12 protein-coding genes and 1 tRNA gene are annotated in these 10,848 nt (G+C 60.6%); 11 read left to right on the plus strand and 2 right to left on the minus strand.

The window, feature by feature from the left end; genetic code table 11:
• Window positions 1-6: 6 nt before the first annotated feature.
• Entirely contained in the window at window positions 7-1,452 is a 1,446-nt protein-coding gene (locus tag LVD11_RS16170; protein ID WP_237060660.1) for a hypothetical protein, read from the minus strand.
• 379 nt (window positions 1,453-1,831) lie between these two features.
• A tRNA-Arg gene (locus LVD11_RS16175) sits at window positions 1,832-1,907 on the minus strand.
• Window positions 1,908-2,270: 363 nt separating this feature from the next.
• On the opposite strand from LVD11_RS16175, the gene LVD11_RS16180 reads away from it, so the two are divergent.
• From LVD11_RS16180 to LVD11_RS16230, 11 genes are all read left to right on the plus strand, one after another.
• On the plus strand, window positions 2,271-2,450 hold the full coding sequence (locus LVD11_RS16180; RefSeq protein ID WP_237060661.1) for a PA3496 family putative envelope integrity protein: 180 nt from the start codon (window positions 2,271-2,273) through the stop codon (window positions 2,448-2,450).
• Window positions 2,451-2,563: 113 nt separating this feature from the next.
• Complete coding sequence (locus tag LVD11_RS16185) at window positions 2,564-2,911, plus strand: STAS domain-containing protein (RefSeq protein ID WP_237060662.1); 348 nt, start codon at window positions 2,564-2,566, stop codon at window positions 2,909-2,911.
• 887 nt (window positions 2,912-3,798) lie between these two features.
• Entirely contained in the window at window positions 3,799-4,479 is a 681-nt protein-coding gene (gene ccmA / locus LVD11_RS16190) for a cytochrome c biogenesis heme-transporting ATPase CcmA (protein WP_237060663.1), read from the plus strand.
• Window positions 4,466-5,209, plus strand: coding sequence for a heme exporter protein CcmB (gene ccmB, locus LVD11_RS16195; RefSeq protein WP_237060664.1), 744 nt, complete (start codon window positions 4,466-4,468; stop codon window positions 5,207-5,209). Before ccmA ends, ccmB begins: the two co-directional genes overlap by 14 nt.
• 12 nt (window positions 5,210-5,221) lie before the next feature.
• Window positions 5,222-5,965: a heme ABC transporter permease gene (locus LVD11_RS16200; protein ID WP_305080712.1), complete on the plus strand. Its 744-nt coding sequence runs from the start codon at window positions 5,222-5,224 to the stop codon at window positions 5,963-5,965.
• A gap of 1 nt (window position 5,966) precedes the next feature.
• Window positions 5,967-6,200 (plus strand): heme exporter protein CcmD, encoded by a 234-nt coding sequence (gene ccmD / locus LVD11_RS16205; protein WP_237060665.1) that lies wholly within the window; start codon window positions 5,967-5,969, stop codon window positions 6,198-6,200.
• A gap of 55 nt (window positions 6,201-6,255) precedes the next feature.
• Window positions 6,256-6,705 (plus strand): cytochrome c maturation protein CcmE, encoded by a 450-nt coding sequence (gene ccmE / locus LVD11_RS16210; RefSeq protein WP_237060666.1) that lies wholly within the window; start codon window positions 6,256-6,258, stop codon window positions 6,703-6,705.
• The gene (locus LVD11_RS16215; protein ID WP_237060668.1) at window positions 6,702-8,687 is read left to right on the plus strand and encodes a heme lyase CcmF/NrfE family subunit; all 1,986 of its coding nucleotides are present in this window, start codon (window positions 6,702-6,704) and stop codon (window positions 8,685-8,687) included. Before ccmE ends, LVD11_RS16215 begins: the two co-directional genes overlap by 4 nt.
• Before the next feature lie 32 nt (window positions 8,688-8,719).
• A complete protein-coding gene (locus LVD11_RS16220) occupies window positions 8,720-9,304 on the plus strand; it encodes a DsbE family thiol:disulfide interchange protein (protein WP_237060670.1) in 585 nt (194 codons plus the stop codon).
• Window positions 9,267-9,863, plus strand: coding sequence for an IMPACT family protein (locus tag LVD11_RS16225; protein WP_237060672.1), 597 nt, complete (start codon window positions 9,267-9,269; stop codon window positions 9,861-9,863). The genes LVD11_RS16220 and LVD11_RS16225 overlap by 38 nt, the downstream gene beginning before the upstream one ends.
• A 188-nt stretch (window positions 9,864-10,051) precedes the next feature.
• The gene (locus tag LVD11_RS16230) at window positions 10,052-10,351 is read left to right on the plus strand and encodes a hypothetical protein (protein ID WP_237060674.1); all 300 of its coding nucleotides are present in this window, start codon (window positions 10,052-10,054) and stop codon (window positions 10,349-10,351) included.
• The last annotated feature ends 497 nt before the right edge of the window (window positions 10,352-10,848 follow it).

Consider the following 10,848-nt stretch of genomic DNA (forward strand, 5'->3'; position numbering starts at 1 on the left):
GTCGCTTCAGAACGCCAGCATCAATTCGGTGTTAAATACGACACCATTGCCGCCCAGTGAAAAGGGCACACTGTTGTAGCCTACCGGTGAATTGTCCAGATACAGGAATTGTGCCGTCAGGCGGAGCTCGCGGCGCTTGAAGGGGTAGAAATTGAATCCCAGGGCCAGGTCCCAGGGGTCCCCATACTCGCCATTAATCTTCGAGCCGGCCACAAACATCTGCAGGGTCTTGGGGGCCAGCATCGTGGATCCCTGTACCTGGAAACCGTGGTCCCAGAGGTCATCGACGGGCAGGCCGGTATCGGTGTCATTCAGGATAATGGTCCTGAAGTCGTTGACCTTGCGCCAGTAGTATTCCACGTCCAGTGAGTAACCACAGTACTTGATGCCACCGTTGACGGCTGCCATCTGGTAAGTGGCGTTGCGGATGTTAACGCCGACATCAAATGGATCGGGAGAGAAAATGCGTGTGCCATCCGACAGCCGGATCTGGCTGTTATCGAAGCTGTCAATTTCAGGCTGGCCCTGGGCATCTTCATCACTGCGTGTGTAGTGAATCCCGAACAGGGTGGCTGGCTCCGTGTGGAACTCAAAGTCGCCGAAACCGTTGGCGGGTCCGTATTCACCGGTGGTGGGCATCCACCACAGTGCACCCGACAGGGTGTTGAAATTATCATCCAGCTCATCGGCGTCCACACCCAGCTGGCTGAGGTTGTTGCCGATCATGGCCCGGTATTCGACCTTGTCCGTGATCTCTCCCCAGGCCCACAGGCCGGTGGTGTAGGAGCCGCGGAAGAATTCATCGGCAATGGTGCGATGGTCCACCTTTAGCCAGTTGGGAAAAGTGCCGTTGGTCGTTCGTGTAGTGGGTAGTGCATTGATGCCGGCGCCCAGCTTGAAGTTGTCGTTGAACAGGTAGCTCATGTAGCCGGCCACCACCACCTGGGCCGACTGGCCCTGGTTGGAATTGCTGGTCCAGGTGTAAAAGCGATACTGGAATTTCGGGTCAAAAAGCCAGCCCTTGAAGGTCAGGTTGACCTTCTGCAGTTGCATCTGGTTGCGGATGCTGACGTCAAAGGTCCGGTCAAAGCTGTCGGTATAGGTCTCCTCCAGGTTCTCCTGGTTCAGGTAGCGGACGTAGGAAAAAATACTGAAGTTCACCTCGCCCAGATCCGACCTTAACAGCACAAATCCCTTGCCGGGTTCATAGGTGCCCCAGGCAGAAGGGGGGGCTGGCGCAGAGGGGTAATAATCCGGAACCTGCTCCTGACGATGCGCCGGCGCCTGTTCGTGCTGAAGCACGGGTGCTCGTTGCGCCAACACAGCAGGCTGTTGCTTAGCCGCCTCCCGGTCCGGTTCCCCGGTCCCGCTGGACTGTCCCGCGAACCCGGCCATGGGAAAGGTGGCGAGACCGCCGGCCAACAGGGTGAGAGTCTTCATATTCCAATGCACGTCGATCGCCTTCCTTGCCTGGGGCTCTCCCGGGTGTCGGGTCTCACCTGCAGGTTTCGCAGGGTTGCCCGCCATACACCAATCGATGCAACCACGTATGGAGCTCAGGATGCGCGTCCGTTGCCCCGGGTGTGATTTCCATCCCCATATCCGCTGTGGGGAGCATTCGAGAGGATAGTTGAACGGCACCGGAGGTGCTCATTAATGCGTCAGTAGGGGGCTGTAATTGGCGTGGTTCTTTACAGGAGGGGATGGGGTGTTCTGCGGCGGTGGCCTCACCCGGGATCTGCTCATGCTCAACTGGCTACGAGCTGGCAGTCAGGGAGGAATGCTGAACGCGGCGCCCGGGGTTCCTGCTGAACCGTAAGCGGGCACGAATTGGCGCCCCCGGCAGGACTCGAACCTGCAGTGCGGACTTAGGAGGTCCGTGGTTTATCCTGTTAACCGACGGGGGCGGATGGCCGGGTCGCCTATCGAGGCGGCCGGAAAGGTCGGTATTCTAGCGCCTGTGGCGCCCAGTGTCACCGGTGGTAACACGGATGTTTCCACGCTTACGGAGAGCTGGGCCCGGTTGTCATGTGACTGACGAGAAATTGTCGCACGACGGTCACATATGACAGTTAATTTGCCGCCCCGGGAGGGCGGCGGAGGGGATGATTTCCCCGCCGGAATCCCGGTGTGTTACGTCGCCTGAAAAAGCTGTTTCCGGGGTGCAGATTTTGCTTGACCAGTATCCTCGGAGCTGATTAATCTGCAGGGGCACAACAAAAACAACAAGGGTGAATCTGCCCTGGCGGATCGAGATATTGGAGTTTCGTATGAGCGGCAACGTTAGCGAAAAGACCTTTGATTTTGATTACGACGATATCCCCCAATTAGCAACAGAAATACTGAAGCAGGCCACGTCACAGCCACCCCGGGATGCCCGGCGGATGGTGGAGGACAAGCTGGAGGAAATACGGCTACAGCGAGAGTTGATGGACTACGATTTTGATTGAGTATGTAGCATAAAGGCGCCCTCCGGGCGCCTTTATGCGTTATGTGTCTGTCGGCATTCATCCCGGGCCGGTTTCAGGCCTCCTGGCGCAGCAGATGAATAAGGAGATTCGCCATGCTGATGTCCGATCAGACAGTCTCCCGGGTTTCCACCCATCTTTCGGATGGCGGCGAGGCGCTGACTATCCGGGTCGATGGGAATTTCGATTTCAATCTCCACAGTGAATTCCAGCGCGCATACCGGGAATGTTTCCCGGCACCGAAGAGCTACAGTGTCGATCTTTCCGATACCCTCCACCTCGACAGTGCGGCGCTGGGGATGCTCCTGCTTCTTCGCGATCACAGCCTTGAGGGCCTGGATGGTGGTGGGCAACGGCATACCGTGGAACTGATCAATGCCAACGACCATGTGGCCAGGGTCCTTGCCGTTTCCAATTTCGACATGATATTTAGCATCCGTTAGCGGCCTCGTCTGCCTTTAATATCCTCGTTATCGAGCCGGGTGCTGATGAAGCTCGAGAGCTCAACGATTTTCTGAAGTCCTGCGCGCCGCCCGCCGACGCCCTCGGTGATGGATGCGACTAAGTCCTGTACAAGCCATACAGCGTGCCATTGGTGCGGCTGAACCTGGAGCAGCCAGTTCAGTATGTGCTCCTGGAGCCGGGTGACTGGCTATAACTCTGGCGTGACGTGTCCACGAGGCGCAGGGCCCGTCCGGTGAGCTGTCCGGGGAGGAGCGTCTGCCTGCCATCATCCGCAATGCTTACGCGGAAGACCGTTTTGAGAAAATCCTGACGGCGAAGGACCTGCGACAGCCGGATCCGGTTCCACTGATGCACCGGGTGCTGGCACGGTTTCCCGAGTTCTAACACCTGCGGGACACGCCCGCTATCGTGTTGGGGGCGTTGTTCAACAGTGCCATAGAGCACTGGCTGCTGGAACTGGACAGCGGTCTCAAGCGCAGCGAGCACGGCTTTGTCGGATACTATCGCCGGTTGGAATCCGGCCGGCGCCAGTTGCGCCACGGTTGGACCCGGATCCAGCTCGGCAGCTACCGGGAAGGGGGGGGTAGTGGCCTGCTGGTCTCGGTGTCGGACAGCGGGCGGGGGCTGCCACTCCTGAAGAGCATCTGCGGCGGGTCGAATGGTAGCCGGGAAGCGGCGAAGTGCGTGCGTTACTCAGCTGGGACCAGGAGGAAGCGGCCGGCTGTGAGCCGGCAGCGGCGCCTGCCGGAGTGTAATCGGGGGCCGATCGCAAACAAGTACCATACAATTTGCGCCACAGCCGGTATAATGCCGCTCACATTTTCATCAATCGCCTGTTCCAGAGGTTTTCGGCGGCATCGGCACTATGTCAGCGACTGTATGTTCACCCCCCGTTTTACAACTGCGGCGGCTCTCCTGTGAGCGGGATGGGCGGTGCCTGTTCTCCGGGCTGGACCTGGCGCTGGAGGCAGGGGCCGCGGTGCAGATCGAAGGGGCGAATGGTTCCGGTAAGACCACCCTGCTGCGCACGCTGATTGGCAGTGCCGGGGACTACCGCGGTGAGATCCTGTGGCGGGGTGAGCCGTTTCCACGGGCTCTTCCCCGGATGCGCAGCACCCTGCTTTATATCGGTCACCAGGCCGGTGTGCGCCGCGGCCTGACGCCGCTGGAAAACCTGGCCTGGTATGGAGCGTCTGAACGGGACGCGCTGGCGGCGTTGGAGCAGGTGGATCTTTACGGCTTTGAGGACAGCTCCTGCCAGCAGCTCTCCGCCGGCCAAAACCGCCGGGTCGCCCTGGCGCGCCTGTACCTACCCAATGCCCCACAACTGTGGATACTCGACGAGCCCCTTGCCGCACTGGATGTGGCCGGGGTTTCCAGCCTGCAAGGGCAGATGGCCTGTCACCTGGCGCGCGGTGGTGCAATCCTGTTTACCTCGCACCAGCCGGTGGCCCTGGCCAACCTGCAACACGTGAACCTGGCGGATCATGAGCCGGCCGGGGCCCTGGAACCATGGCCGGGGGAGGGCGACCATGAGTACGCCTGAGGCAACGCGCCAGGCCCCCCGGGTGGATGTGGCAAGGAATCTTGCGGCGCGGGAGCGCGGCGGTCCAGGCTTTGTCGCGCTGCTGCGTACGGAGCTGTTGCTGGCACTGCGGCGCCGTGCAGATATTGCCAATCCCCTGTTGTTCTTCGTTACTGTGCTTGCCCTGCTGCCGCTGGGCGTGGGGCCGGAACCGGCACTGCTGGCCCGGCTGGCGCCGGGCATGATCTGGGTGATGGCTTTATTGGCGACACTGCTGTCCCAGGAGAGTCTTTTTCGCAGCGATTTTGAGGATGGCTCCCTGGAGCAGCTCACCCTGGCCCCACAACCGCTGTACTTTGCCGTACTGGCGAAGGTGGCGGTGCATTGGCTGGTGACCGGCTTGCCCCTGGCTATGTTGTCGCCGCTGCTGGGCCTGATGCTCAATCTGCCGCCTGGGGGCTATATCTGCCTGCTGCTGTCACTGTTGCTGGGTACCGCCAGCCTGAGCCTGATTGGTGCTGTGGGCGCGGCGCTCACGGTCGCACTGCGTCGCCCGGGCCTATTGCTGGCGTTGATTGTTATGCCGCTATACGTGCCCGTGTTAATCTTCGGCACCGGTGCAGTCCAGGCGGCCCTGGACGGCTACGCCTACAGCGTGCAGCTGGCCATACTGGCGGCGCTGCTGGCGGGTGCCGCGGCGCTGGCGCCACTGGCGGCGGCCGGCGCCATCCGTATCAGTACCGATTCTTGAGGAGGTTTGCCCTTGGCCTGGCAATGGTTTCACCGCTTGGGTTCGCCGCGCTGGTTCTATGAGAAAAGCAGCGGCTGGCTACCGTGGCTGGCCGGTGCCAGCCTGCTGTTACTGGCAGTGGGCATGGCCTGGGGGCTTGGGTTTGCCCCCCAGGATGCCAAGCAGGGTAACAGTTACCGTATCATCTATATCCATGTGCCGGCGGCTTTCTTGGCGCTGGCAGGCTATTACCTGATGGCGATCAGTGGCGCCATCGGCCTGATCTGGAAGATGAAACTGTCCTTTGTGGTGATGCGGGCCGCCGCACCCATTGGCGCCGCGCTGACCTTTGTGGCCCTGTTTACCGGTGCGGTCTGGGGCAAGCCCACCTGGGGCACCTACTGGGTCTGGGATGCCCGCATTACCTCCATGCTGATCCTCTTCTTGCTATATGTGGGGATGATCGCCCTCTCTCGCGCTTTTAGTCGCGAACAGCTGGCTGACAAGGCCTGTGCCTTGCTGGCGTTGGTGGGTACCGTGAATATCCCGATCATTTACAAGTCGGTGGACTGGTGGTTCACCCTGCACCAGCCGGCAACCATCAAACTCACCGAATCCAGTAGTATCGATCCCAGTATGTTCTACCCGCTGCTGACCATGATTGCCGGCTTTTACTGTTTCTACGCCTGGGCCCTCATACTCCAGACCCGCACACTGGTGCTCCAGCGGGAATGGCGGACCCAATGGGCGAGCCAACTGCTCGGGGAGGGTCGTTAAGGTGGAATTCCAGTTCGACGGCCTGGCAGATTTCCTTGCCATGAATGGTCACGGCCCTTATGTCTGGGCTGCCTACGGGATCACCCTGCTTGCCATGGCTGGACTGATCGTCCAGCCGTTGCTGGCCCGCCGCCAGTTGCGCAGGGAGTTCCGCCGGGAGCAACGAATACACGCACGCCGTGCCGGACGTCGCCAGCCAGGTCGTCGGGCAGCGGAGGGCGCGCTGGCGGAATAGCGATGCCCGCCGGCCAGAGCCGATTTATTATTTGATTTCCGGGGGAAAGGACAAAATGCATCCCGCACGCAAACAACGCCTGATCCTGGTGCTGGTCCTGGTGGCCCTTTCCAGTGCCGCCGTGGGATTTGTCACCTATGCCATGCGTAACAACATGGATTACTTCTACGCTCCCAGCGCATTTGCCGCTGGCGAAGTTCCATTCGAGAAGCGCATCCGCGCGGGTGGCTGCGTGGTGCCAGGCAGTGTCCGGCGCGCGGGTGACTCCCTCGACGTCAGCTTCGCCATTACCGATGGCAATGCGGATCTGCAGGTGGTTTTTGACAAGATCCTGCCGGATCTCTTTGCCGAGGGCGAAGCCGCGGTGGTAACGGGGGAGCTGATGCGCGATGGCACCATGCGCGCCGACCAGGTGCTGGCGAAGCACGATGAGAACTACACCCCGCCGGAGGTGGCCGAGTCCATGGCCGGCAACGCCAGTTGCGGGCACGGAGCCAGGATATGACCCCGGAACTCGGACATTTTGCGCTGCTGGTGGGCCTGTTGCTGTCTATGGCCCTGGCCGCGGTACCCATGGCCGGCAGCTATACCGCACGGCCACTCTGGATGGAGGCCGGACGCCCGCTGGCACTGGGGGTGCTGGTGTTTACCGCTATTGCCTTCCTGTGCCTGAGCGCGGCGTTTGTGCAGAGTGATTTCAGCGTTAATTACGTGGCGCAGAACTCTAACAGCCTGCTGCCACTGCATTACAAGTTCACCGCGGTCTGGGGCGGTCACGAGGGTTCCATCCTGTTGTGGCTGTTGATGCAGGCCGGCTGGGCCGCAGCGGTGGCAATGTTCAGCCGGCAGTTGCCGGCGGAGCTGGTAGCGCGGGTGCTATCGGTTCTTGGCTTGGTGCTGGTGGGCTTCTTCCTGTTCATCCTGCTCACCTCCAATCCGTTCGACCGCACACTGCCGTTCCCGCCGGTGGAGGGCAATGACCTGAACCCGCTGCTGCAGGACCCGGGCATGATTATCCATCCGCCACTCCTCTATATGGGTTACGTGGGTTTTTCAGTGGCATTTGCGTTTGCCATTGCCGCCCTGCTGGGCGGCCAGCTGGACGCCGCATGGGCACGATGGGTACGCCCATGGACAGCGGTAGCCTGGTCCTTCCTCACCCTGGGTATTGCGCTGGGCAGCTGGTGGGCCTACTACGAACTGGGCTGGGGCGGCTGGTGGTTCTGGGATCCAGTGGAGAATGCCTCCTTCATGCCGTGGCTGGTGGGCACCGCGCTGCTGCATTCACTGGCTGTGAGCGAGAAGCGCGGCCTGTTCAAGAGCTGGACCATCCTGCTGGCAATTTTCGCCTTCAGCCTCAGCCTGCTGGGAACATTCCTGGTGCGTTCCGGTGTGCTTACCTCGGTTCACGCGTTTGCCACTGACCCGCTACGGGGTGGCTTTATCCTGGTGTTCCTGGTGATCGTGGTGGGGCTGTCCCTGGTGCTGTTCGGCCTCCGGGCACCGGCGGTCAGCGCTGGCAGTGTGTTCTCATTCCGCTCCCGGGAAACCTTCCTGCTGTCCAACAATATCCTGTTGGTCCTGATCACAGGTGTTGTGCTGACGGGTACCCTTTATCCGTTGCTGGCGGATGCTCTCAACTGGGGCAAGATCAGCGTGGGCCCGCCGTTCTTCAACCTGTTTTTTGTGCCGCTGATGGCGGTGCTGTGCATGCTGCTGGGTCTCGGCATTCACGCCAACTGGAAAGACAGTCGCTGGGATCGCCTGTTGCGTACCTGGCAGTTGCCGCTGGCCGTTGCGCTGGCTGCGGGTCTGGCTGTTCCCTTCTTGTTGGGCGACTTCCACTGGGGCGCGGCACTGGGTATCTTTGTCGGCACCTGGGTGGTTGCCGCCAGCCTGGGGGATATGTTCGCCAAAACCCGCAATGCGGACTCCCTGTTCGTGGGCCTGCGGCGCCAGCGCGCCAGCTATTACGGCATGCACCTGGCCCATATTGGCCTGGCGGTGACTGTGCTCGGTGTGGCACTGACAACCGTGTACAGCATTGAGGACGATGTCCGCCTGGGACCGGGGGATACGCACCGGGTAGCGGGCTATGAATTCCGTTTCGATGGCGTGCGCCAGGCGCAGGGGCCGAACTACCGTGCATTTGAGGGGGTGCTCCATGTCAGCCAGCATGGTAAGCCGGTGGCGGAGTTGCACCCGCAGAAACGCAATTACCTCTCCGGTGGCAACACCATGACCGAAGCTGCCATCGACACCGGACTGTTCCGCGACATCTACGTGGCCCTGGGTGAGCCGTTGGACAAGAGCAACCCCAACGGTGACTGGGCTGTGCGACTGCAGTACAAAGCCTTTGTGGTCTGGATCTGGCTGGGGGCGTTGCTCATGGCTGTAGGTGGCGGTATTGCGGTAGCTGACAAGCGTTATCGCAGGGCCCGGGCCAACCAGCCCCGGGCTATAGACGCAATCCCGGCAGGCACCTGAGCCGCGGGGAATTAGGAGGGATCGACACGACCATGGCAAGACTCAAGCTGTTCCTGCCGCTGATCATTTTTACCGCGCTGGCTCTGCTTTTCTGGCGGGGTCTCTCCCTGGATCCGCAGGAGATGCCCTCGGCACTGCTGAACAAGCCTGTGCCTGAGTTTTCACTCCCAAAAGTCACCGACGCGGAAGCCCGGGTGGGTCTTGGCGACCTGCCGGCGAAACCCCTGCTGCTCAATGTCTGGGCGACCTGGTGTATTGCCTGCCGGGTGGAGCATCCATATCTGAACAAGCTGGCCGAACAGGGAGTGCCCATCGTCGGCGTTAACCTGAAAGACGACAGTGCCGAGGCAATCAAGTGGCTGGAAAAATTTCATAATCCCTATTTGTTCAGTATTGCCGACGGGGAAGGGCGACTGGCCCTGGACCTGGGAGTGTTCGGCGCGCCGGAGACTTTCCTGGTGGATGCTGATGGCACCATTCGCTGTAAACACGTTGGTGTGGTAGATGACCGTATCTGGCAGACCAAGCTGCAGCCGCTATACGAAAAACTGCAAAAACAGTCATGGGAAGAGTTTGCCGGTGACCTACCAGATTCCCTGCTCTCCCGTTGTCAGTGAGACGGAGGAAAAGAAAAGTCGCTTTATCTGCTGGCTCGGGCCGGTAGAGGACAGGGCGGGCTTCCTGCAGCAGCTGGACAGCATGCGCAATCGGTACCCGGATGCGAGCCACCACTGTACCGCACTCGTGATTGGCAATCCCGCCAACCCGGAGGTGATGCAGTCTGATGATGACGGTGAGCCTGGAGGCAGCGCGGGGCGGCCGATGCTGGAACTCCTGCTGAAGCAGGGGGTCGGCAATGTCGGGGCGATTGTCACGCGCTATTTCGGTGGTACCAAGCTCGGGGTCGGTGGGCTGATGCGGGCCTACCGCGGTGCGGTGGGGGCGGCGCTCCAGCGGGCCGAGCTACAGCCTTTTGTCCCGCTTGTCAGCGCCGTTGTTTATTGCGATTTTGCCCAGGAGTCCCGGCTGCGCTTCCTGGTTGGGCAGGCCGGTGGCGACTGTGGCACAGCGTCTTACGCTGAGGGTGTCACAATGCCTGTCGAAGTCCCACAGGATTGTTGGGGTGACCTGGCAGTGACCCTGGCTGCAGAGGGGTACCGGGTTCACGACGGATAAGACTGGTTCCAGGCGACGGGCAAGCCGCTGCAGGCCGGACTTTCGCTAATCTCCCCAATTCGATATAAAGATTGCCATAAGAGCGGTCGGCCAGCCCGTGGTTTTGCTGCCAGCCAAAATAATATCCCTCAGGGGAAAAGGGGAAGAATATGCTGCAGGCATTGATTGCGGGTGGTGTGGTATACGGTTTGTTTAAACTTCTGGAGCGGGGTCGTGACCGGGGACTGGATGGTTTCACCTCGATCACCTTCGTGCTGGTGCCGGCGCTGCTGGTCTGGCTGGCGAGCCTGGCTATCGCCCTTGGTGGCCTGCCCCAGTACCTGCTGCTTCCTCTGCTCGCCCTCTATTTCATTGTACCGGCCCTGATGTTGCGGTTGCAGTTTGAGTTCAGCTGGAAAACTGCCTGCGGTTACGGTGCACTGGTGTTTGTCGTGGCCCTGGTGGTTGATATCCTGCTGGCAGCTGGCCTGTCCGCAATGCAAGTCTGAGTCTGGACGGTGTCTGCTCGGCCGTTATGGCTCTTGCCTTGCGGGCGTTGTTACAGCGCGTCGGGATCCAAAACTTTTCTGGATAACTTTGCCGTTAGCCGATCCGCCTTATAAAAAAGTCTCACACTTACATAGATCCCTCCTTGCCAGCGTGAATTCCTGTAGAGGGACTGACTCGGGCCGTCCATGGCCCTCGCCCTGCGGGCGCCGTCGCTTCGCTCTGGCGTCCAAAATTGCTCCAGGCAATTTTGTCGAACGAGGGTTCTCGTACGCCGATCCAGCATATACAAAAAAGCCCCGCTCTTGGGTAGATCGCTCCGTGCCGGTTGGAACACCTGTGGCGGGACTGATTTGCGGCTATACCGCTCACCCTTCGGGCGCCGTCGCTTCGCTCTGGCGTCCAAAATTGCTCCAGGCAATTTTGTCGAACGAGGGTTCTCGTACGCCGATCCAGCATATACAAAAAAGCCCCGCTCTTGGGTAGATCGCTCCGTGCC

The sequence above is a fragment of the Microbulbifer sediminum genome (genome assembly GCF_021729035.1).
In the GTDB taxonomy this organism is placed as follows: domain Bacteria; phylum Pseudomonadota; class Gammaproteobacteria; order Pseudomonadales; family Cellvibrionaceae; genus Microbulbifer; species Microbulbifer sediminum.

Coding starts and splice junctions, on each gene's coding strand:
- LVD11_RS16180 (WP_237060661.1), top strand. CDS start 2,271: ATGAGCGGCAACGTTAGCGAAAAGACCTTTGATTTTGATTACGACGAT.
- LVD11_RS16185 (WP_237060662.1), top strand. CDS start 2,564: ATGCTGATGTCCGATCAGACAGTCTCCCGGGTTTCCACCCATCTTTCG.
- ccmA (WP_237060663.1), top strand. CDS start 3,799: ATGTCAGCGACTGTATGTTCACCCCCCGTTTTACAACTGCGGCGGCTC.
- ccmB (WP_237060664.1), top strand. CDS start 4,466: ATGAGTACGCCTGAGGCAACGCGCCAGGCCCCCCGGGTGGATGTGGCA.
- ccmE (WP_237060666.1), top strand. CDS start 6,256: ATGCATCCCGCACGCAAACAACGCCTGATCCTGGTGCTGGTCCTGGTG.
- LVD11_RS16215 (WP_237060668.1), top strand. CDS start 6,702: ATGACCCCGGAACTCGGACATTTTGCGCTGCTGGTGGGCCTGTTGCTG.
- LVD11_RS16220 (WP_237060670.1), top strand. CDS start 8,720: ATGGCAAGACTCAAGCTGTTCCTGCCGCTGATCATTTTTACCGCGCTG.